Genomic DNA, 22,029 nt, shown 5'->3' on the forward strand with positions numbered 1-22,029 from the left:
TACTACCCGGACAGATGAATGACGTACGACCCGGACAACTGAAGGTCTACCTGGGGGCTGCCCCCGGCGTCGGCAAGACCTACCGCATGCTCGACGAGGGACGACGCAGGGCGGGGCGCGGCGCCGACGTGGTGGTCGGTTTCGCCGAGTGCTACGGGCGCCCGCAGACCGAGGCGATGCTCGACGGCCTGGAGGTCCTGCCGCGCAAGCGCTGCGCCTACGGCGGCGGCTCTTTCACGGAACTGGATCTCGACGCACTGCTCGCCCGGAGGCCGCAGGTCGCCCTGGTCGACGAGTTCGCCCACACCAATGTCCCCGGCTCCGGCCGCAACGCCAAGCGCTGGCAGGACGTCGAACAGCTCCTGGCCGCCGGAATCGATGTCATCACGGCGGTCAACATCCAGCACCTGGAGTCGCTCAACGACGTCGTCGAAAAGATCACCGAGATGCCGCAGAGCGAGACGGTGCCCGACGAGGTGGTCCGCCGGGCCCAGCAGATCGAGTTCGTCGACATCCCGCCCGAGGGGCTGCGCCGCAGGATGGCGCACGGCAACATCTACGCCCCCGAGAAGGTCGACGCCGCGCTCGCCCACTACTTCCGCCCCGGCAACCTCACGGCGCTGCGCCAGCTCGCCCTGCTGTGGGTGGCGGGCCGCGTCGACGAGGCCCTTCGGTCCCACCGCTCGGAGCACGGCACCGGACGCGTGTGGGAGACCCGGGAACGCGTCGTCGTCGCCCTGACCGGAGGGCCCGAAGGCGCCACCCTGATCCGCCGGGCCGCCCGCATCACCGACCGCTCCGCCCGCGGCGACCTGCTGGCCGTGCACGTGGCCCGCAGCGACGGGCTGGCCGCCGGCGCCTCGCACGCCTCCCTGGCCCGGCAGCGCCGGCTCGTGGAGGGCCTCGGCGGCAGCTACCACTCGGTGGTCGGGGACGACGTACCCACCGCGCTGGTCGAGTTCGCCCGCGCGGAGAACGCCACCCAGCTGGTCCTCGGTACCAGCCGCCGCGGCCGCCTGGAACGGTTCCTCACCGGCCGGGGCACGGGTGAGACGGTCACCGCCCTCTCCGGCGACATAGACGTCCACATGGTCACCCACGAGCGGGCCGGCCAAGGCGTCCTGCTGCCTTCCCGGCGCCGCACGCTCCCCCGCTCCCGCCGGATCGCAGGGCCGGTCGCCGGGCTGCTGCTGCCGCTCGCCCTGACGTCCCTGCTGAGCCTCGACACTGCCCGCAGCGCTCTCGACCTCACCAGCGAGGCGCTGCTGTATCTGATGGCCGTGGTGGGCGTGGCGTGCATCGGCGGCGTCGTCTCGGCGCTGATCGCCTCCGTCACTGCCTCTCTGCTGCTCAATTACTGGTTCATACCGCCCGTCGGGCACTTCACGCTCGGCGATGCGAACAGCATGGTGGCGCTCGTGGTATTCGCAAGTGTCGCCGTCACGGTTGCCGCCGTCGTGGACCGTTCGCTGCGGCTGTCCAGGCGCTCCGCCCGGGCCACCGCCGAGGCCGAGACCATGTCGTCCCTCGCGGGCGCCATCGTGCGCGGCGACGCGACGATTCCCGCGCTGCTGACCCGTGCCAAGGAGACGTTCGGCATGCTCTCGGTGGAGCTGGTCGGTGAGCCATCCGTTACCGGGGCCAACGGCCCGGCGTCCGATGCGAGTGCGAGCGATGCCGTGACCACTGTGCCCGCCGGCCCGGGCTCCTACCTCGTCCTGCGCGGGCGTGCTCTGCCGTCATCCGAGCGCCGCGTGCTGGCCGCCTTCGCCGCCCACGTCGGCGCCGCGGTCGAACGGGCCCGGCTTGCCGAGGCCGCCGCCGAAGTGGAGCCGGTCAAGGCCGCCGACCGCATGCGCACGGCCCTGCTGCGCGCGGTCGGCCACGACCTGCGCACGCCCCTCGCCGCCGGCTGGGCCGCGGTCTCCTCCCTGCGCAGCCGGGAGGTGGAGTTCTCCGAGGAGGACCGGCAGGAGCTGCTCGCCACCGCCGACGAGTCCATGGCCAAGCTGAACCGCCTGGTGGAGAACCTGCTGGACCTCAGCCGTCTCCAGGCGGGTGCCCTGTCCTTGCACCTGCGCGCCACCACGCTGGAGGAGGTGCTGCCGCCCGCACTGGAGTCGCTGCCTCCGGGCACCCCGGAGATCGAGGTACCGGACCTGGAGGAGATCCCGGCCGTACAGGCCGATCCGCCGCTGCTGGAACGGGTGATCGCCAACCTGGCCGGCAACGCCGCTCGCCACACCCCGCCCGGGCAGAAGGTGCTGGTGACCGCCAGTGCCCTGGCCGGCCGGGTGGAAGTACGGATCGTCGACCGCGGTCCCGGCCTGCCGCCCTCGCCCACCCGCGACCGGCTCTTCGAACCCTTTCAGCGGCTGGGCGACACCGACAACACCACCGGGCTCGGTCTGGGCCTGGCGCTGTCCAAGGGGCTGACCGAGGCGATGAACGGCACCTTGCACCCCGAGGACACCCCCGGCGGGGGCCTGACCATGGTGCTGTCCCTGCCCTTCGCCGAGAGGGTGCCGGACGTGCCGGTCCTGCGGCGCGTGAACTCGCGACCGGAGCCGCGCCCGGCGGAAGCCCCGTAGGGCACGCACGGCGCGGGGCGGCGGGCCGGAACCGGGGGTGTCCGGCCCGCCGCCCCTGTCAGTCCTGTCAGCCCTGTCAGCCCTGGCTGGCCTTGCTGGCCTTGCTGGCCTTGCTGCCGTGGTTGGCCTTCTTCTTGCGGCGTGCTTTCTTCTTGCCGCGTGCTTTCTTCTTGCGGCGTGCCTTCTTCTTCCGGGCGCGCTTCGACACGGTGTCCCGTCCCTTCAAGCGGTGTGGCCGACGAGCAGGTCGGCGAGCTTGTTGAGGCGCTTCACGTTGCGGTCCTCCATGGCGGCGGGAGCGGGTTCGACCCGCCGGTCACGGTCGTAGTACGCACCGTTGACGATCTCGGTCGCCGGGTCGCAGAGCCGCACGACATGGGCCGCGCCCTCGGCCGCGGACGCGCCTCGGTTGCCGTACAGGTGCAGCAGGCCGGTCTCACAGATGCCGGGGTGGACGGAGACGGCCGTCACCCGGGGATCGGCCGCGAAGACCGTGAGCGCCAGCTGGGACTGGGCGTACGCGGCGAGGCGGGAGTAGCGGCGGGCACGGTGGGGGTCGCTCCACTGGATGGAGGCGGTGCGGTGCAGCGAGGAGGAGACGTTGACGACGCGGCCGCCCGGGTCGCTGGTCAGAGCGGGGGCCAGGAGGTTGGTGAGGAGGTAGTGCGCGAGGAAGTTGACCTGGAAGGCGATCTCGTTGCCGTCGGCGGTGATCGTGTGCCGCTCGGGTGCGGCCATCGCGGCGTTGTTCACCAGGACGTCCAGGTGCGGGTGTTCCCGCAGGACGCGTTGTGCCAGGTGCTCGGCCTCTTCCAGACGGGCGAAGTCCGCGGCGCAGGCGCACAGACGGGCGGGGTCGACACGGGCACAGGCGGCGAGCCGGTCCGCCGCCGCCTGCGCCTCTTCGGCGGTACGGCCGTGGACGAGGACGGTCGCTCCGCGTTCGGCGAGCTGCCGGGCGGTCTCGTAGCCGATACCGGTGGTCGCACCGGTCACCAGGACGGTACGGGCAGCGAGATCGGAGTCGGTCATGGTGGTGCATCCCTTTCTTGTCTGCTTCTTTTCCGCTTCTTTTCCGCGCACTTGCGTGCGGGCACGCGCCACCGTGCGCCCACCGGCGGCCGTCATGAGTGCTGCCGGTGCGCGTCGAGGTGGCAGGCGGGCAGGAAAAGGGCGCCGGACCAGGTCACGGCGCCCTTTCGGGTGGGGAAGATGCGTCAGCGTGGAACGGACGTCTTCCGGCAGCGCGCGGCATGACCGTGAAACGCCGGATGAGGCGGCCGGTCGAGGAGGAGCCACGCGCTGTTCACGACTTCATCCAACTACCGTGCCGAGTCGGCCTCAAGGGAACCCGAGGCTTCTTGACGCGGGTCTGACGGAGGGCTCAGCCGCCGGCCCGCAGGCTGCCTACGAGCGCGATGACGCTGTGCGGAGCGTTGTCCAGGAGCAAGTGGCCCGCGTCGTCCAGGACGTGCGGTTCGGTGCCCAGAAGGCGCTGCGCGGCCGGCACGAGCCGGGTGTGGGGCAGGAAGATGTCATGAGCGCCTACCGCGACCGTGCACGGCACGGCTCGGGAGCGCGCCAGCACTGTTACGGGCAGGGGCCTGGGAGCCAGCGTGCTGCGGCATGTCTCGCCGACCAACGTCATCCACTCGGCGAGATGGGAGGGCACGGGACACCCTGGGGCGCTCATCTGCCCCAGCAGGCGCGTGGTACGCGGCAGGCTGGGCCGCACCATCCACGGGACGGTGGCGCGCAGCAGGGGAACGGGGACGGCCAGTGGCATCAGGCCACCGGGAGACAGCAGCAGGCGACCGGCGATGCGCGGTGACTGCGCGGCCAGGGCGATGGCGGCCCCCAGGGAGTGGCCGATGACGACGGCCGGCCCCGAAGCGACCTGTTGCAGTGCCTGGGACAGCCAGTGTCCATACCAGGGCAGGCGGGCGCGACGGGGCCGATGCTCGGCGCTGAGACCGGGCTGGCCAGGCACGTCCAACGCCGCCACCGCACCGATCCTCGCGAGTCCGGCGACCATGTCCAGCGCCACGGCGGCGTTCATATGGGTGCCCGGCACCAGCACCAGCAGCGGCATTCCGTCCCGAGGCCGTCCGGCCGAGACCACGCTTGTGCTGCCGGCATCGGTGGCCACCTCCCAGCGGTGATGGGACACCTCCCATGCGTCCAGCCGGGCCGCACACCACGCTCGCACTCGAGCGCGGCCCGCTGCGCCGCGGTACACCGATGCCATCGGCCTCCCCCTCCTCCCTCTCACTGTCCGAGCCACCGTCCACGGGCGGCCCTCCATAGGACCCGAGCCCGGCAAGCGCCGCAAGCAGCGTGTCGGGGGGCTCAGCCCAGTCCCGGTACTGCGGAGAGCAGCAGGTCGATCAGTTTGATGCCGATGAAGGGCAGGACGAGGCCGCCCAGGCCGTAGCGCAGGAGGTTGCGGCGCAGGAGGTCGTGGGCGGAGGCGGGGGTGTAGCGCACACCACGCAGTGCGAGCGGGATGAGCCCGATGATGATCAGGGCATTGAAGATGATGGCGGAGGCGATCGCCGAGGTGGGGCTGTGCAGGCCCATCACGTTGAGCGCGGACAGACTCGGGTGGGCGCCGGCGAACATCGCGGGGATGATGGCGAAGTACTTCGCCACATCGTTGGTGATCGAGAAGGTCGTCAACGCGCCGCGGGTGATGAGGAGTTGCTTTCCGATCTCGACGATGTCGAGGAGTTTCGTCGGGTTGGAGTCGAGGTCGACCATGTTGCCGGCCTCCTTGGCGGCGGAGGTACCGGTGTTCATCGCCACGCCGACGTCGGCCTGGGCCAGGGCGGGCGCGTCGTTGGTGCCGTCGCCGGTCATCGCGACGAGCTTGCCGCCGGCCTGCTCCCGTTGGATCAGGGCGAGCTTGTCCTCGGGCGTCGCCTCGGCGAGGAAGTCGTCCACGCCCGCCTCCTCCGCGATGGCCTTGGCGGTCAGCGGGTTGTCCCCCGTGACCATGACCGTCTTGATGCCCATCCGGCGCAGCTCCGTGAAGCGTTCGCCGATGCCCTCCTTGACCATGTCCTTGAGGTGGATCACGCCGAGCGCCCGCGGGCCGTCCCAGTCGTGCACGGCGACGAGCAGCGGTGTGCCGCCGGCCGCGGCGACGGCGTCGGCGAACAGGCGGGCCTCGTTCGGTACGTGGCCGCCGTACCGCTCCACCCAGTCGATCACCTGCGGTACCGCGCCCTTGCGTACGTGGCAGACGGCGCCGTTCGGCCAGCGCAGATCGATGCCGCTCATGCGGGTGCGGGCGCTGAACTCCACGAAGCGGGTCCGCTCCAGCTCCGCTACCGGCGGCTCGTGCACGCCGTACTTCTCCTTGGCCAGCGCGACGACGGAACGGCCCTCCGGGGTTGCGTCGGCCAGTGAGGAGAGCTGGGCCGCGTCCGCCAGCCGCAGTTCGGGGGTGCCGGGCAGCGGTACGAACGCGGTCGCCACGCGGTTTCCGTGGGTGATGGTGCCGGTCTTGTCCAGCAGCAGGGTGCCCACGTCCCCGGCCGCCTCGACGGCGCGACCGCTCACGGCGATGACGTTGCGCTGGACGAGGCGGTCCATGCCGGCGATGCCGATGGCGGAGAGCAGCGCGCCGATGGTGGTCGGGATGAGGGTGACCAGGAGAGCGACCAGGACCGTGGTGGACTGGGCCGAGTTCGCGTAGTCGGCCATCGGCTGGAGCGTGACCGTCACCAGGACGAAGACGATGGTGAGTGCGGCGAGGAGGATGTTCAGGGCTATTTCGTTGGGTGTCTTCTGCCGGGAGGCGCCCTCGACCAGCGCGATCATGCGGTCGAGGAAGGTGTGGCCGGAGCGCGAGGTGACCCGTACGACGATCCGGTCGGACAGCACCGTCGTACCGCCCACCACACCGGACCGGTCGCCGCCCGCTTCCCGGACGACCGGCGCGGACTCACCGGTCACCGCGGACTCGTCGACGGCCGCCGCACCGTCGACCACCTCGCCGTCGGCGGGGATCAGCTCGCCCGCCTCGACCAGGACGAAGTCGAAGGGCTGGAGGTCGGTGGCGCGCACCGCCTCCGTCTCGGCCCGGTCCAGGTTGATGCCGACCCGCCAGTTGTCGCGCAGCCGCAGCGCCACGGTGTCCGTACGGGCCTTGCGCAGCGACTCCGCCTGCGACTTGCCGCGCCCCTCGGCGACGGCTTCGGCGAGATTGGCGAAGATCACTGTGAGCCAGAGCCAGCAGCTGATCACCCAGGTGAAGACGGTGGGGTGCAGCAGTGCCGCCAGCGTCGTCAGGGCGGCGCCGACCGCGACGACGAACAGCACCGGTTTCCTGACCAACGCTCGGGGCCGCAGCTTGCGCAGGGCGTCGGGCAGGGCCGACAGCAGCTGCTTCGGATCGAAGAGCCCGGCCGGCGCGGCCCGTCGCCGTCTGCCGCGCCCCCGCCGGGGATGCGGGCTCCGGTCCTGGCCGGTCGTCCGGGCCCTGGTGTCCGTCGGATCGGAGGGCGCCTGCTGTGGGGCGGCAGGAAGCATAGGAGGTGACCTTCTGGGCGTGACGGGCCGACTGCCGAGGCGGGTTCGGCCGACGGGTCGGCAGGGAACGGTGGCCGCCGGGCTCTGCCGGGGCCGGGGCGTCGGCCCCGGCAGAGCTGCGCGCGACAGCGGCGGTGTTGAGGGAGCCGCCGCGTGCGCGCCGCCCGGAGGTGCGCCTGCTGTTGGTATCGGGCGCGGTGCGTCCGGCCGCTCCGCCGGGGAACGGCCGGGTCCGGCGTCCCGATGACGGGCGCGGACCTCCGGTGGCCGAGCAGGAACGTATCCCGGACGCGATGCCGGGAACCACGGCGCCACCGCGTTTTGTCACGCCCCTGACGGGCGGTCCGGCCACGGTGCCAAGCCTGCGTCAACGCGACCCGGGAAAGCGTCAGGGCGGCATCAAGGGATGCGGCCGGCGTACGAAGACGATCACAGACTGAACGGCGCGCGGACGGCAGACCGTCCGTGCCGCGCCACCGGCGGGTGCCGCTCACCGTCGGTACGGCGGGTGGCCCGGAGAGGGGGCCCGGGCCACCCGCCCCGGCGCGAGGCGGCACGACCGTCCCGCCGCAGGACCGTGCCGGCCGCATCGACGAGGGGGGTGCGGCCGGGCGGCCCGTTGCTTCCCGCTCCGTCAGGAGGGCGTCAACAGGGCGTCAACGCCGCAGGCCCGCGCGACAAGAAAGTGCCAATCTCCGGCGCGCCTGCGCATCGGAAGCACCTCGCGCGGGGTGGTCTTCTCACGGCGTGGTTTCGCAGACGTCGTGTGCACACCTTGCCCTGGAACGCGGAGGAGTTGGTCGGCGGTGACGGTGGAGAACGTCGTCGGGTTGGTGATCGCCATGTGTCTGGTCGGCTACCTCGTCCTGGCCTGCATCTTCCGGGACCGCTTCTGACCTGGGCAGTCGTGTGCCACCCAGGATGGCCGGCCGTCGAGCGGACGCGGCGCTCCGGTGGTATGCAGGCCATAGGACATGCTCTGCGGCGTGGCCAAGGCATGGCGAGCGCAGGAGGTGGGCCATGACCGGCTGGACGAGACGAGAGGCTGTCACGGGGCTGCGGCACCGCCTCGCGCCGATGCGCACCCCTTTCGCGCCGGCGGCCGCGCTCGTCGCACCTACTACGGCAGGTTCCTTCTCACCCCCCGAGCCCGGCCCCATGCCGCCACTCCAGGCCCGCCTGGTCGCGGTGCTCCTGGCCGACCAGGCAGGGGCGGCACTCGGCACGGCCGGCCGGTCCGACAACGACTGAGGACTCCGGTGCCGGCACGCGGCCGCCCGTCAGCAACTCGTCAGCACACGCCGCCGCGCCGTCAACAAGGCGTCAGAAGGCGTACGCAGACGCCCGGTTGCCCGGTTCCGTGGGCATGAGCGTCCTTGCCGGGCCCCGACCTCCCGGCTCCCCTCCAGCACCGGGGCCCTCATCTCCACTCCCAAGGAGGAACGTCATGGTTGACGTACTGCCGGCCGACGCACCGGAACCGGCCGCCTGCGCGGCCCGTCACCGGCCGACCGGCCGGCACCCGTTGCCGGGGCTGACGTCATGACCACCGTCGACGTCTCCCCGGCTGCCGCGGACGCGGACGAGCTGTCCGTGTGGCCCGCCTCCACCACCCCGCTGCCGTGCGGTGACCTCGAAGTGGGCGGGGTACCGCTCGCCCAGGTCGCCGACCGTTTCGGCACACCCGTGTACCTGCTGGACGAGGCCGAGGTACGGGAGCGCTGCCGGCTCTACGCGCACGCCTTCCCGCACGCCGACATCCGGTACACGGCCAAGGCGTTCCTCTGCCGCGCGATGGCCCGCTGGGTGGCGGAGGAGGGGCTCGGGCTAAACGTCTGCTCGGCAAGCGAGCTGGAGGTCGCGGTCGCCGCCGGCGTACCGCCGGACCGTATCGTCCTGCACGGCAACGCCAAGAGCCCACACGACCTGGAGGCCGCGCTGCGGCTCGGCGTGGGCCGTATCACCATCGACAGCCTGCCGGAGATCACCCGGCTGGCCGCGGCCGTCGGACCCCACGACGAACCCGTCAAGGTGCTGGTCCGCGTCGTGCCCGGCATCAGCACCGGGCTCCACGAGAAGACCAGCACCGGCACTGGGGTCCAGAAGTTCGGCCTGTCGATGACCGACGGCAGCGCCCACCACGCCATCGCGCGCGTCCTCGCCCAGCCCGAGCTGGAGCTGACCGGTCTGCACTGCCACCTGGGCTCGCAGATCACCAGCGTCAGGCCTTACCTCACTGCCGTGCACCGCCTGACCGGGCTCATGGCCCGCCTCCACCAGTCCTACGGCTTCACCACACGCGAACTGGACCTGGGCGGCGGGCACGGCATCGCCTACCGGCCGGGCGAGCCCGCACTGGACATCACGGCGCTCGCCCGCACCGTCCGCGCCGAGGTCTGCCAAGGCTGCGCGGCCGCCGGGCTGCCCGTCCCCCGGCTGATCGTCGAACCGGGCCGGGCCGTCGCCGGGCCCGCCGGCGTCGCCCTCTGCCGAGTGCTCACCGTCAAGCACACGGGGGCCCGTACCTTCGTCGCCGTGGACGGCGGCATGAGCGACAGCCCACGGCCCGCGCTCCACGGGGTGCGCTACGCGCCGCGCCTGGTCGGCCGGCTCTCGCTCGCCGAGCCCACGCGGGTGACCGTGGTCGGCCGGCACTGTGAAGCAGGCGACATCCTCGCCTCCGACGTGCCCCTGCCCGGTGACATCCGTCCCGGTGACCTGCTGGCGGTTCCGGCCGCCGGCGCCTACCACCTGTCCGTGGCCTCCGCGTACAGCCCCGTCGGCCGCCCGCCGGTGGTCGCCGTGGCGGACGGGTACGCGCGGCAGGTCGTGCGACACGAGACCTTCGACGGCCTGGCCAGGCAAGACGTCGGATAGCGGGTCCGGCGTCCGCATCGCCGCCATGCCGGCGGCGTCTCCCGTGAGACCACCTCCGAGCGGCCGCGTGTCCCCTTCCGCCGCCCGGAGGTGCCCACGGCCTCTTCTGCGCTGCCCTCCCGCTCCCACCGTCAACGGACCGTGAAGACCGGGGCCAACGGCGCGAAGAACGCGTCAGGGCGGCACGCGACGGCCCCCGGGCGGCCCGAACCTGGGCGGACCCATGTATGCCGAAGGAGTACCCGCATGTCCGTCCTGACCAGCGAATACGGCAGTGCCCCCGCGCACGAGGACCCGTCGGACCCGCCCGACCGCGACCCCGGCGAACGGCACCGGCTCACGACGGTCACCGGCCTCGCCGCCCTCTCGCTGGACGCGATGGCCTCGGTGGCGTACGGCCCCGAGGCGATCGTGCTGGTGCTGGCCGCGGCGGGCGGCTACGGACTCGGCTTCACCCTGCCGGTGACGCTGGCGATCGCCGGGCTGCTGGCGGTGCTGGTGGCCTCGTACCGGCAGGTGATCGCCGCCTTCCCGGACGGCGGCGGCTCCTACGCGGTGGCCAGGACGTACCTGGGCCGGCGCGCCGGCCTGGCCGCCGCGGGATCGCTGGTACTGGATTACGTACTGAACGTCGCGGTGGCGGTCACCGCCGGTGTCGCCGCCCTCACCTCCGCCTTCCCTGCGCTCCACCCGGACCGGCTGTGGCTGTGCCTGGCCGTCCTGGTCCTGCTCACGGCGGTCAACCTGCGCGGCATCGTGGACTCGGCGCGGGCGTTCATCGTGCCGACCGCGGTCTTCGTCCTCTCGATCCTCGCACTGATCGTGGTGGGGCTGTTCCGCTCGGCGCCGGTGAGTACCGAGGCCGCTGCCGGGCACGCCCCTGTGCTGGCCGACAACGCCACCGGCGTCGGTGCGCTGCTGCTGCTCAAGGCGTTCGCGTCCGGCTGCTCCGCGCTCACCGGTGTCGAGGCGATCGCCAATGCCGTGCCCTCCTTCCGGGTTCCGCGGGCCAGGCGGGCGCAGCACGCCGAGGTCGCCCTCGGCGCGATCCTCGGCGTGATGCTGATCGGGCTCGGAGTGCTGATCTCACGGTTCGGGCTGCAGCCGGTCGAAGGCGTCACGGTCCTCGCACAACTCGCCGATGCCGCGCTCGGACACAACTGGGCCTTCTACCTCGTGCAGTTCGCGACGACGATGCTGCTCGCACTGTCCGCGAACACGTCCTTCGGCGGCCTGCCGGTACTGCTGAAGCTGCTGGCCCGCGACAACTACGTACCGCATGTCTTCACGCTCAAGGCCGACCGCCAGGTCCACCGGCACGGCGTGCTGGCCCTGGCCGGCATTTCGGCGGCACTCCTGGTCTTCTCCGGCGGGAACACCAATGCCCTCGTCCCGCTCTTCGCGATCGGCGTCTTCATCGGCTTCACCCTCGCCCAGACCGGCATGGTCCGCCACTGGCGTCAGGTACGCGGCCCCAAGTGGCGTGCCAAGGCATTCCTGAACTGTTCCGGTGCGGTCCTCACCGGCGTATCGGCGGTGGTGGTCACCGCCACGAAGTTCGGCGACGGCGCATGGCTCGTCGTCATCGCTCTGCCCCTGCTGGTCGCGGCCTTCGAGACGGTGCACCGTACCTACGCGGCAATCGGCGAGCGGCTGGGGCTCGGCCGGGTCCCCGAGTGCCCGCACCGGGACCGCTCACTGGTGATTGTTCCGGTGTCGGGTCTGTCGAAGCTGACCAGCGAGGCGCTGACCGCCGCCGTGTCCCTCGGCGACGAGGTACGAGCGGTGACCGTCTGCCATCCCGACGCCGAGGACCGTGCCCGGACCGACGCGCTGGAGCGGGACTGGGCACTGTGGGAGCCGGGCGTTCCGCTGGTCCGCCTCCGTTACGAGCGCCGGGCACTGGGCCGCCCGGTCGCCGCGTACGTGCGAGAGGTCGCGGCCGCCGAGCCCGGTACCCGGATCACCGTCCTGATCCCGGAGGTCGAGCCCGCCCGGCTGTGGCAGCGGATGCTGCAGAACCAGCGGGGCGCGATCGTCGCCCACGCCGTGCGCCGCGACACCGACGCGGTCATCTGCCGGCTGCGCTTCCGACTGTCCTGACTCACCACGGTTTCTTGACGGCTCGCCCCTTCCGGGTGCGGGCCGTCAGTGGCATTTTCGCAGGTCGGCGAGGTGCGCGTATGGGATGCGTCAAGGGCGAGCCACACCTCGTAAGAAAGCCGTCAACGGCAATCACAGTGGCTCAAAAAGGCGGTTTGCTCTAACCGTCAGTGCAACATTCCTTCTCGTTCAGGAGCTCTCGATGGCCGACGTGGCCTTCGTCGTCACCACACTCGCGGTCTTCGCGCTGGTGGCCCTCGTCGCCAAGGGGGTCGCAAAGCTGTGACCGCCGAAAACATCGTCGGCCTCATCGTGGCCGCCGCCCTGCTGGGCTATCTCGTCCTCGCCCTCATTCACCCGGAGAGGTTCTGAGCACCACCATGAGCCCCTTCCTCGCAGCGGTACTGCAGCTGCTCGCGCTGATAGCCGCGCTCGCCCTGGCGTACCGCCCCCTCGGCGACTACATGGCCCGCGTCTACTCCTCCGACCGCCATCTGCGCGTCGAGAAGTGGATCTACAAAACCATCGGTGCCCGCCCGGACACCGAGATGCGCTGGCCCGCGTACCTGCGCGGAGTCCTGGCCTTCTCGGCCGCGGGCGTCCTCTTCCTGTACCTGCTGCAGCGGCTCCAGGGTTCGCTGCCCGGCTCGCTGGGCTTCGCCTCGATCGACCCGGACCAGGCGTTCAACACCGCCGCCTCCTTCGTGGCCAACACCAACTGGCAGTCCTACGCGGGCGAGCAGGCCATGGGCCACGTCGTGCAGACCGGCGGCCTGGCGGTGCAGAACTTCGTCTCCGCGGCGGTAGGCATGGCGGTCGCCGTCGCCCTCGTCCGCGGCTTCGCCCGGTCCCGCAGCGGGGAGCTGGGCAACTTCTGGGCCGACCTGGTACGCGGCACCGTCCGCATCCTCCTCCCGATCTCCGTCATCGGCGCGATCGTCCTGGTCGCCTGCGGCGCGATCCAGAACTTCGCCGGCATCCACGAGGTCGGCCAGTTCATGGGCGGCCACCAGCAGTGGCAGGGCGGCGCCTACGCCTCCCAGGAGGTCATCAAGGAGCTGGGCACCAACGGCGGCGGCCTCGCCAACGCCAACAGCGCCCACCCCTTCGAGAACCCCAACGGCTTCACCAACCTCTTCGAGATCTTCCTGATCCTGCTCATTCCCTTCGCGATCACCCGCACCTTCGGCCGGATGGTCGGCTCGCTCCGGCAGGGCTACGCGATCCTCGCCACGATGGCGACCATCTGGCTCGGCTTCGTGCTGCTGATGTGGGCCACCGAGTTCGCCCACCACGGTCCGGCGCTCCAGGCGGCCGGCGGTGCGATGGAGGGCAAGGAGACCCGCTTCGGCGTCGGCGCCTCGTCGATCTTCGCGGTCACCACGACCCTGACCTCGACGGGAGCGGTCGACTCCTTCCACTCCTCGTTCACGGGTATCGGCGGCGGCATCACCCTGCTGGGCATGCAGCTCGGTGAGATCGCACCCGGCGGTGTCGGTTCCGGTCTCTACGGCATGCTGATCATGGCCATCATCGCGGTGTTCATCGCGGGCCTGATGGTCGGCCGCACCCCGGAGTACCTGGGCAAGAAGATCGGCACCCGCGAGATCAAGCTGGCCGCCTGCTACATCCTGATCACGCCGGCACTGGTGCTGTGCTTCACCGCCGCGGCGATGGCGCTGCCCACCCCGCCACAGTCGATCCTCAACCCCGGCGCGCACGGCTTCTCCGAGGTCCTGTACGCGTACACCTCCGGTGCCAACAACAACGGTTCGGCGTTCGCCGGTCTCAGCGCCGACACCCCGTGGTTCAACACCACGATCGGACTCGCGATGCTCCTCGGCCGGTTCCTGCCGATGGTGTTCGTCCTCGCGCTGGCCGGCTCGCTGGCGGAGCAGAAGCCGACGCCGGAGACGGCGGGCACCCTGCGTACCGAGAAGCCGCTGTTCAGCGGCCTGCTGGTCGGCACCATTCTGATCATCACCGGGCTCACCTACTTCCCGGCACTCGCGCTGGGCCCGCTCGCCGAAGGACTGGCGTCATGACCACCGAAACAACGAAGACCGACACGACGAAAACCGATCCGACGAACCAAGAGAACGCGATGTCCTCAGCCACTCCCACGCGGGCACCGCACCAGGACCTGCCGACCGGGCACAAGGATGAGGGGCGGGTCGGCTCGGGCCTGTTCGAGCCCAGGCAGCTGATCAAGTCGCTGCCGGACGCGGTGCGCAAGGTCGACCCCCGCGTCATGATCAAGTCTCCGGTCATGTTCGTGGTCCTGGTCGGCTCGGTGCTGACCACCGTGTTCTCCTTCAAGGACCCCGGCGACTGGTTCGGCTGGGTGATCAGTGCCTGGCTGTGGCTGACCGTGCTCTTCGCCAACCTCGCGGAGGCCGTGGCCGAGGGCCGCGGCAAGGCGCAGGCCGACACCCTGCGCAAGGCCAAGACCGACACCGTCGCCCGCCGCCTCACCGCCGACGGCACCGGCGAGGAGCAGGTGCCGGGCACCGAACTGCGCGTCGGCGACCGGGTGGTCTGCGAGGCGGGCGACATCATCCCCGGCGACGGCGACGTCGTCGAAGGCGTGGCTTCCGTCGACGAGTCGGCCATCACCGGCGAATCGGCCCCGGTCATCCGGGAGTCGGGCGGCGACCGGTCCGCGGTCACCGGCGGTACGAAGGTCCTCTCCGACCGCATCGTCGTCAGGATCACGGCGAAGCCGGGCGAGACGTTCATCGACCGCATGATCAACCTGGTCGAGGGCGCGGCACGGCAGAAGACGCCCAACGAGATCGCGCTGAACATCCTGCTCGCCTCGCTGACCATCGTCTTCCTGCTCGCCGTGGTCACCCTGCCGCCGTTCGCCGACTACGCCGGCAAGCACCTGACCATGGTCGTCCTGGTGGCACTGCTCGTGTGCCTCATCCCGACCACGATCGGCGCGCTGCTCTCCGCGATCGGCATCGCCGGCATGGACCGCCTGGTCCAGCGCAATGTCCTGGCGATGTCCGGGCGGGCCGTCGAGGCCGCCGGCGACGTCTCGACCCTGCTGCTGGACAAGACCGGCACCATCACCCTCGGCAACCGCCAGGCCGCCGAATTCGTACCGGTCAAGGGCGTCACCGCCGCCGAGGTCGCGAACGCCGCCCAGCTCTCCTCGCTGGCCGACGAGACCCCCGAAGGCCGCTCCGTCGTCGTCCTGGCCAAGGAGAAGTACGGCCTGCGCGAGCGTACGCAGGGCGAGCTGGAACACGCGGAGTGGATCACTTTCACTGCCCAGACCCGGATGTCGGGCGTGGACGTCGACGGGCGCAGGGTACGCAAGGGCGCGGCCGGTTCCGTACTCAACTGGGTCCGGGAACAGGGCGGCACGGTCGCCGAGGACGCCGACAGCCTCGCCAACGAGATATCCGAGGCGGGCGGTACGCCGCTGCTGGTGGCCGTCGAGGACACCGACGGCGCCCGCGTCCTCGGCGTCATCCACCTCAAGGACGTGGTCAAGGAGGGCATGCGGGAACGCTTCACCGAGCTGCGCCGGATGGGCATCAAGACCGTGATGATCACCGGTGACAACCCGCTGACCGCCAAGGCCATCGCGGAGGAGGCCGGCGTCGACGACTTCCTCGCCGAAGCCACCCCCGAGGACAAGATGGCGCTGATCAAGCGGGAGCAGGCCGGCGGCAAGCTCGTCGCGATGACCGGCGACGGCACCAACGACGCGCCCGCCCTGGCCCAGGCCGACGTCGGCGTGGCCATGAACACCGGCACCTCCGCCGCCAAGGAGGCCGGGAACATGGTCGACCTCGACTCCAACCCGACGAAACTCATCGAGATCGTCGAGATCGGCAAGCAACTCCTCATCACCCGCGGGGCGTTGACGACGTTCTCGATCGCCAACGACGTCGCCAAGTACTTCGCGATCATCCCGGCGCTGTTCGCCGCGGTCTACCCCGGCCTGGACAAGCTCAACATCATGCAGCTGTCCTCCCCCGACTCCGCGATCCTCTCCGCGGTCATCTTCAACGCGCTCATCATCATCGCGCTGGTACCCCTCGCCCTGAAGGGCGTGCGGTACCGCCCGACCAGCGCGGACAAGCTGCTCCGCCGCAACCTCGGGATCTACGGTCTCGGCGGCCTGATCGCCCCCTTCATCGGCATCAAACTCATCGACCTGCTCCTCTCCCTCATCCCTGGCATCGGGTGACGCCCACCATGAACAACTCGGTAACGAACACCGCGCGACTGTTCGGCGCGGGCCTGCGCGCCCTCCTCGTCCTCACCGTCGTGTGCGGCGTGCTGTACCCGCTCGCCGTCACCGGCATCGCCCAGGCCCTCTTTCACCACCAGGCCAACGGCTCCGAGATCAGGAGCGAAGGCAAGGTCGTCGGCTCCGAACTCATCGGCCAGCGCTACGACCTGCCGCTCAAGAAGGGCCAGGAGACTCCGCAGCCCGACCTCAAGTGGTTCCAGCCGCGCCCCTCCAACGGCCTCGGCACCAACACGCTCAACACCCAGTACAAGCTGCTGGTGTCGGGCGCGACCAACCTCGCAGCCGACAACCCCGAGCTCATCAAGTCGGTGAAGGAGGCGCAGACCGCCGTCATCAAGGACAACTCGGTGAACGGCTACCGGGTGAAGCCCTCCGACATCCCGGCCGACGCCGTCACGTCCTCCGGATCCGGCCTCGACCCGGACATCTCGCCCGAGTACGCACAGCTCCAGGTGCACCGCGTCGCGGAGCGCAACCACCTCCCCGTCGCACGGGTGGAGAAGCTGGTCGAGGACCACACCGACGGCCGTGTCGCCGGCTTCATGGGCGAGCCCCGGGTCAATGTCCTCGAGCTCAACGTCGCACTCAGGGAACTCACCGAGAAGGGCTGATGGGCTTACCCGCACGACCGCGCACCGACGGGCTCAGGACCACCCCTGACCCCGTCGGTTGCCGCACTCACCGAACCGGTGACGGCACGAGCGGTCCCCACGACCACATCTACGGCAGGAAGGGCGCGGACCGATGACCCGGGTACTGGTGGTGGAGGACGATCCGCAGCTCGTCCGTGCCCTGGTGATCAACCTGGAGGCGCGCCGATACGGCGTCGACACGGCGCCGGACGGCACCACTGCGTTGCGGCTCGCCGCCGCGCGCCATCCGGACGTGGCCGTGCTCGATCTGGGGCTGCCCGACATGGACGGGGTCGATGTGATCAAGGCCCTGCGTGGTTGGACCAGGATTCCCCTCCTGGTCCTGTCCGCGCGCCGGGGATCCGATGACAAGGTCGCGGCACTCGACGCGGGCGCCGACGACTACATGACCAAGCCGTTCAGCATGGATGAACTACTGGCCAGGCTGCGCGCCGCCGTCCGCCGCACGGAGACCACCCCGCTCGCGCCGGAGACGACGGTCGTCATCACGCAGGACTTCTCCGTCGACCTGGCGGCCAAGAGGGCTTCCCGCGACGGGCAGGACGTACGCCTGACGCCGACCGAGTGGCATCTCCTGGAGATCCTCGTCTGCCACCCGGGCCGCCTCATCACACAACGACAGCTTCTCCACCAGGTATGGGGTACGTCCCGGAGCGACAAGACCCATTACCTCCGGGTCTACATGGCGCAGATCCGGCGGAAACTCGAACCGGATCCGTCGCACCCGCGCTACCTGATCACCGAGCCCGGCATGGGATACCGCTTCGAGCCCTGACGCACTCTCCCCCGGCCCCGACCGTACTTGCCCACCACCTACACCGACCACCACGCCCACACCGACCACAGAGAGAGACGATGGCACGCGGGAAACTCCGGATCTACCTCGGTGCGGCGCCCGGCGTCGGCAAGACGTACGCGATGCTCGCCGAGGCACACCGCCGCGTCGAGCGGGGCACGGACTGCGTGGTCGCCTTCGTGGAACACCACGGGCGGCCGCGCACCGAGGTACTGCTGCACGGCCTGGAACAGGTCGCACGCAAGGAGCTGGAATACCGCGGCAGCGTCTTCACCGAGATGGACGTGGACGCCGTCCTCGCGCGGCGTCCGGCCGTCGCCCTGGTCGACGAGATGGCCCACACCAACGTCCCCGGGTCCCGCAACACCAAACGCTGGCAGGACATCGAAGAGCTGCTGGCGGCCGGCATCGACGTCATCTCCACGGTCAACATCCAGCATCTGGAGTCGCTGGGTGACGTCGTCGAGTCGATCACCGGCATCCGGCAGAAGGAGACCGTGCCGGACGAGGTGGTGCGCCGCGCCGACCAGGTCGAACTGGTCGACATGTCCCCGCAGGCACTGCGCCGCCGCATGGCACACGGCAATGTCTACAAGCCGGACAAGGTCGACGCGGCCCTGTCGAACTACTTCCGCCCCGGCAACCTGACCGCGCTGCGGGAGCTGGCGCTGCTGTGGGTCGCCGACCGGGTCGACGAATACCTGCAGGAGTACCGTACCGAGCACCGCGTCTCGAAGATCTGGGGATCGCGTGAGCGCATCGTCGTGGGGCTGACCGGCGGTACCGAGGGCCGCACGCTGATCCGCCGGGCGGCGCGCCTGGCGGAGAAGGGGGCGGGCGGTGAGGTGCTGGCCGTCTACATCGGCCGGAGCGACGGACTGACCTCCGCCTCCCCCAAGGAACTGGCGGTCCAGCGCACCCTGGTCGAAGATCTCGGCGGCACGTTCCACCACGTCATCGGCGACGATGTTTCCACCGCGCTGCTGGATTTCGCCCGCGGCGTCAACGCCACCCAGATCGTGCTCGGCGTCTCGCGCCGCAAGCCCTGGCAGTACGTCTTCGGCCCCGGTGTCAGCGCCACCGTGGCCCGCGACTCCGGTCCCGACCTGGACGTCCACCTCGTCACGCACGACGCGATGGGCAAGGGACGCGGGCTGCCGGTGACCCGCCGCGCACGGTTCGCCCGCTCCCGGCTCATCGGAGGGTGGCTGACCGGCGTGGGCGGGCCCCTCCTGCTCACCTTCCTCCTCAGCAGCTTCGCGCCGGGGGTGGGCCTGGCCAACGACATGCTGCTGTATCTGTCCCTGACGGTCGGCGCCGCGCTTCTCGGCGGGCTGTGGCCCGCGCTCGTCTCGGCCGTCGTCGGCTCCCTGCTGCTGAACTGGTTCTTCACCCCGCCGGTCCACACGCTGACCATCGATGCCCCGCAGAACATCGTCGCCATGGCGGTCTTCGTCGGCGTGGCGCTGTCGGTCGCCTCCGTCGTGGACCTCGCGGCCCGCCGCACCCAGCAGGCGGCCCGGCTCCGCGCCGAGTCGGAGGCCCTCTCGTTCCTCGCGGGCAGCGTGCTGCGCGGCGAAACGGGCCTGGACGATCTGCTGGAACGGGTACGGGAGACGTTCGCCATGGACTCCGTGGCCCTGCTGGAGCGGCAGAGCGACGTCGACCCGTGGACCTGTGCCGGCAGGGTGGGAAACGGCTCCCCGGTCGAGCGGCCGGAGGACGCCGACGTCGACATGCCCGTCGGCGACCACATGAGCCTGGCGCTCTCCGGCCGGGTCCTGCCCGCCGAGGACCGCCGCGTGCTCGCCGCCTTCGCCGCCCAGGCGGCAGTGGTCCTGGACCACCAGCGCCTCCAGAACGAGGCCCAATGGGCACGGACCCTCGCGGAGGGCAACCGTATGCGTACCGCCCTGCTCGCGGCCGTCAGCCACGACCTCCGTACGCCCCTCGCAAGCATCAAGGCGTCCGTCACCTCGCTCCGCTCCGATGACGTGGACTGGTCCGAGGAGGACCGGGCCGAACTTCTCGCCTCCATCGAGGAGGGCACCGACCGCCTCGACCACCTGGTGGGCAACCTCCTGGACATGTCCCGCCTCCAGACCGGCACGGTGACGCCGCTGAACAGGGAGATCGACATCGACGAGGTGGTGCCGATGGCCCTGGGCGGCCTCCCCGAAGGCAGCGTGGAACTGGAGGTCCCGGAGACCCTGCCGATGGTCGTCGTCGACCCCGGGCTGCTGGAGCGTTCGGTCGCCAACATCGTCGAGAACGCGGTGAAGTACAGCCCTGACGGCACACCGGTGCTGGTGTCGGCCAGCGCCCTCGCCGACCGGGTGGAACTGCGGGTGGTCGACCGCGGCCCCGGCGTTCCGGACGAGGCGAAGGAGCGCATCTTCGAACCGTTCCAGCGTTATGGCGACGTACCACGCGGGGCCGGCGTCGGCCTCGGTCTCGCGGTCGCCCGCGGCTTCGCCGAAGCCATCGGCGGCACCCTCACCGCGGAAGACACCCCAGGGGGCGGTCTCACCATGGTCCTCACCCTCCCCATCGCGCCGGGCCACCCACCGACCCGGCCCGACCTCCCGGCCACGGCCATCTCCTGAGCACGAGCACCAGCTGATGGAGTCCTACGGCGCCCACTGCGTCTACGTCACCGACTCCGGCGGCCGCCTGACCATGGACGGCGTACGGGACCGCTTCCGCGCCTACCGCGACGTCCTCGACCCGGCCACCGAACTCGGCATCCACGCCCACCACAACCTCGCACTCGGCGTCGCCAACACCGTCGTCGCCGTCGGGAACGGCGTCACGCGCGTCGATGCCTCCGTCGCCGGGCAGGGCGCGGGCGCCGGCAACTGCCCACTGGAGGCGTTCATCGCGGTCGCCGACCTGATGGGCTGGAAGCACGGCTGCGACCTGTTCCCCCTCATGGACGCCGCCGACGACCTCGTACAGCCCCTCCAGGACCGCGAGGTACGGGTCGACCGCGAGACCCTCACGTCGGGCTACGCGGGCGTCTACTCCAGCTGCCTGCGCCACGCGGAAGCCGCCGCCCGGCGCTACGGCCTCGACACCCGCAGCATCCTGGTCGAGGTCGGCCGCCGCAAGATGGTCGGCGGCCAGGAGGACATGATCACCGACATCGCCCTCGACCTGACGGCGCGGGACGCCGAACAAGCGCCGCCGCCCCTGCGACGAAAGCAACGATGAGGCGCCTTCGTGGGGTCACTCCTGGTCCATGCGGGGCAGTCGCGCCCCGACCCGCGCGGCCGTCCCGCGCAGCCAGATGTGGGCCGCGTCATGCGTGTGGACCGGGTGCCACCACAACGCCTCACGCAGCGGCACCGCCTCGTACGGCGGCTCCACCACCCGGACGGCGGCGATCGGCGTCAGCATCCGCGCCAGACGTGCCTGGATCAAGGCGAGGCGGCGGGTGCCGGCGATCAACAGGGGCAGGAGCTGGAAGCTGTCGACGGAGACCTCCACACGCGGCTCGATGCCGAGCATGCCCAGTTGGCGCACCGCGGGGGCGTCGTAGGTGCGCTGGTACGTGACCCAGGGCAGCCGGGCCAGGTCCTGCCGGGTGAGACGGTCCTCGACGCCGGGGTGGTCCTGTGCCACGAGGAACACCCAGCGGTCGTCGTAGAGGTCGGTGGCGGGGAAGTCGCTGATCACGCCGTGCGGCATGAGCAGGCCGTCGGTGGCGCTCAGCAGGGTCGCGGTGTCGTCGACGGCGGTGGGCGGGGCCTGGGTGAAGCGGAGCCGGATGCCGGGGGCCTCCTCGTGCACCACGCGGGCGAGTTCGGTGCCGAAGACGGCGACGGCGTAGTCGGACGCCACCAGCTTGAACTCGCGGTCCTCCTTGGCCGGGTCGAAGTCGGCCTGGCTGGAGAAGAGGCGTTCCAGCACGTCGTAGGCGGTGGAAGTGCGGTCCAGGAGCACCTGGCCGAGGGCGGTCAGCTCGTAGTGGCCGCCGACGCGGGCGAGCAGGTCGTCGTCGAAGTGCCGGCGCAGCCGGGCGAGGGCCGCGCTCATCGCGGGCTGGCTCAGACCGACACGCTGCCCGGCATGGGTGACGTTCCGCTCCTCGAGCAGGGCACGCAGGGCGACGACGAGATTGAGGTCGAGACGGGCCAGGTTCACGGGGACCCCTTGCTTTTCGGCGCTGACCAGGAGGAATTTACTAGCTGACCAGGG

General features: G+C 70.9%; 16 protein-coding genes and 1 pseudogene. 12 read left to right on the forward strand and 5 right to left on the reverse strand.

What is annotated here, in order from left to right:
- Positions 1-14 precede the first annotated feature (14 nt).
- The gene (locus AAC944_RS05180) at positions 15-2,591 is read left to right on the forward strand and encodes a sensor histidine kinase (protein ID WP_030611482.1); all 2,577 of its coding nucleotides are present in this window, start codon (positions 15-17) and stop codon (positions 2,589-2,591) included.
- 76 nt (positions 2,592-2,667) lie between these two features.
- Here the strand turns inward: AAC944_RS05180 and AAC944_RS05185 are convergent, their stop codons facing one another.
- The 4 genes from AAC944_RS05185 to kdpB (AAC944_RS05200) all read right to left on the reverse strand — a co-directional run bounded on the left by AAC944_RS05185 (position 2,668) and on the right by kdpB (AAC944_RS05200) (position 7,127).
- Positions 2,668-2,799 carry a hypothetical protein gene (locus AAC944_RS05185; protein ID WP_368396886.1) on the reverse strand — a complete coding sequence of 44 codons (132 nt, stop codon included), beginning with the start codon at positions 2,797-2,799 and terminating at the stop codon, positions 2,668-2,670.
- 14 nt (positions 2,800-2,813) lie between these two features.
- Entirely contained in the window at positions 2,814-3,623 is an 810-nt protein-coding gene (locus tag AAC944_RS05190) for an SDR family NAD(P)-dependent oxidoreductase (protein ID WP_030611479.1), read from the reverse strand.
- Positions 3,624-3,975: 352 nt separating this feature from the next.
- The gene (locus AAC944_RS05195; protein ID WP_368396888.1) at positions 3,976-4,761 is read right to left on the reverse strand and encodes an alpha/beta fold hydrolase; all 786 of its coding nucleotides are present in this window, start codon (positions 4,759-4,761) and stop codon (positions 3,976-3,978) included.
- Between the two features lie 179 nt (positions 4,762-4,940).
- Positions 4,941-7,127 (reverse strand): potassium-transporting ATPase subunit KdpB, encoded by a 2,187-nt coding sequence (gene kdpB, locus AAC944_RS05200; RefSeq protein ID WP_030611473.1) that lies wholly within the window; start codon positions 7,125-7,127, stop codon positions 4,941-4,943.
- A gap of 806 nt (positions 7,128-7,933) precedes the next feature.
- On the opposite strand from kdpB (AAC944_RS05200), the gene AAC944_RS05205 reads away from it, so the two are divergent.
- The 11 genes and pseudogenes from AAC944_RS05205 to dmpG form a co-directional block, all read left to right on the forward strand.
- Entirely contained in the window at positions 7,934-8,023 is a 90-nt protein-coding gene (locus AAC944_RS05205; RefSeq protein WP_037771714.1) for a hypothetical protein, read from the forward strand.
- Positions 8,024-8,147: 124 nt separating this feature from the next.
- Positions 8,148-8,378, forward strand: coding sequence for a hypothetical protein (locus tag AAC944_RS05210; RefSeq protein ID WP_368396889.1), 231 nt, complete (start codon positions 8,148-8,150; stop codon positions 8,376-8,378).
- Positions 8,379-8,669: 291 nt separating this feature from the next.
- On the forward strand, positions 8,670-10,004 hold the full coding sequence (lysA, locus tag AAC944_RS05215) for a diaminopimelate decarboxylase (protein WP_030611469.1): 1,335 nt from the start codon (positions 8,670-8,672) through the stop codon (positions 10,002-10,004).
- Positions 10,005-10,250: 246 nt separating this feature from the next.
- Positions 10,251-12,107 carry an APC family permease gene (locus AAC944_RS05220; RefSeq protein WP_030611466.1) on the forward strand — a complete coding sequence of 619 codons (1,857 nt, stop codon included), beginning with the start codon at positions 10,251-10,253 and terminating at the stop codon, positions 12,105-12,107.
- Positions 12,108-12,389: 282 nt separating this feature from the next.
- Positions 12,390-12,479, forward strand: coding sequence for a K(+)-transporting ATPase subunit F (gene kdpF / locus AAC944_RS05225; protein ID WP_037771713.1), 90 nt, complete (start codon positions 12,390-12,392; stop codon positions 12,477-12,479).
- 8 nt (positions 12,480-12,487) lie between these two features.
- Positions 12,488-14,152: a potassium-transporting ATPase subunit KdpA gene (gene kdpA, locus AAC944_RS05230; protein ID WP_030611463.1), complete on the forward strand. Its 1,665-nt coding sequence runs from the start codon at positions 12,488-12,490 to the stop codon at positions 14,150-14,152.
- Complete coding sequence (gene kdpB / locus AAC944_RS05235) at positions 14,149-16,314, forward strand: potassium-transporting ATPase subunit KdpB (RefSeq protein ID WP_063759901.1); 2,166 nt, start codon at positions 14,149-14,151, stop codon at positions 16,312-16,314. The genes kdpA and kdpB (AAC944_RS05235) overlap by 4 nt, the downstream gene beginning before the upstream one ends.
- An 8-nt stretch (positions 16,315-16,322) precedes the next feature.
- A complete protein-coding gene (locus AAC944_RS05240; RefSeq protein WP_030611455.1) occupies positions 16,323-16,991 on the forward strand; it encodes a potassium-transporting ATPase subunit C in 669 nt (222 codons plus the stop codon).
- Between the two features lie 133 nt (positions 16,992-17,124).
- Positions 17,125-17,808, forward strand: coding sequence for a response regulator (locus AAC944_RS05245; protein WP_030611452.1), 684 nt, complete (start codon positions 17,125-17,127; stop codon positions 17,806-17,808).
- 80 nt (positions 17,809-17,888) lie between these two features.
- Positions 17,889-20,435 (forward strand): DUF4118 domain-containing protein, encoded by a 2,547-nt coding sequence (locus AAC944_RS05250; protein WP_030611451.1) that lies wholly within the window; start codon positions 17,889-17,891, stop codon positions 20,433-20,435.
- A 10-nt stretch (positions 20,436-20,445) separates the two neighbouring features.
- Positions 20,446-21,042: pseudogene (dmpG, locus tag AAC944_RS05255) on the forward strand (4-hydroxy-2-oxovalerate aldolase); the annotation flags it as partial.
- 15 nt (positions 21,043-21,057) lie between these two features.
- On the opposite strand, the gene AAC944_RS05260 reads toward dmpG, so the two are convergent.
- The gene (locus AAC944_RS05260; RefSeq protein ID WP_030611445.1) at positions 21,058-21,975 is read right to left on the reverse strand and encodes a LysR family transcriptional regulator; all 918 of its coding nucleotides are present in this window, start codon (positions 21,973-21,975) and stop codon (positions 21,058-21,060) included.
- Between the last annotated feature and the right edge of the window lie 54 nt (positions 21,976-22,029).

Source organism: Streptomyces sclerotialus (assembly GCF_040907265.1).
GTDB lineage: Bacteria > Actinomycetota > Actinomycetes > Streptomycetales > Streptomycetaceae > Streptomyces > Streptomyces sclerotialus.

Excerpts from the sequence above, each read along its gene's own strand:
- AAC944_RS05180 (WP_030611482.1), top strand. The coding sequence starts at position 15 with ATGAATGACGTACGACCCGGACAACTGAAGGTCTACCTGGGGGCTGCC.
- AAC944_RS05190 (WP_030611479.1), bottom strand. The coding sequence starts at position 3,623 with ATGACCGACTCCGATCTCGCTGCCCGTACCGTCCTGGTGACCGGTGCG.
- kdpB (WP_030611473.1), bottom strand. The coding sequence starts at position 7,127 with ATGCTTCCTGCCGCCCCACAGCAGGCGCCCTCCGATCCGACGGACACC.
- AAC944_RS05210 (WP_368396889.1), top strand. The coding sequence starts at position 8,148 with ATGACCGGCTGGACGAGACGAGAGGCTGTCACGGGGCTGCGGCACCGC.
- lysA (WP_030611469.1), top strand. The coding sequence starts at position 8,670 with ATGACCACCGTCGACGTCTCCCCGGCTGCCGCGGACGCGGACGAGCTG.
- AAC944_RS05220 (WP_030611466.1), top strand. The coding sequence starts at position 10,251 with ATGTCCGTCCTGACCAGCGAATACGGCAGTGCCCCCGCGCACGAGGAC.
- kdpA (WP_030611463.1), top strand. The coding sequence starts at position 12,488 with ATGAGCCCCTTCCTCGCAGCGGTACTGCAGCTGCTCGCGCTGATAGCC.
- kdpB (WP_063759901.1), top strand. The coding sequence starts at position 14,149 with ATGACCACCGAAACAACGAAGACCGACACGACGAAAACCGATCCGACG.
- AAC944_RS05240 (WP_030611455.1), top strand. The coding sequence starts at position 16,323 with ATGAACAACTCGGTAACGAACACCGCGCGACTGTTCGGCGCGGGCCTG.
- AAC944_RS05245 (WP_030611452.1), top strand. The coding sequence starts at position 17,125 with ATGACCCGGGTACTGGTGGTGGAGGACGATCCGCAGCTCGTCCGTGCC.
- AAC944_RS05250 (WP_030611451.1), top strand. The coding sequence starts at position 17,889 with ATGGCACGCGGGAAACTCCGGATCTACCTCGGTGCGGCGCCCGGCGTC.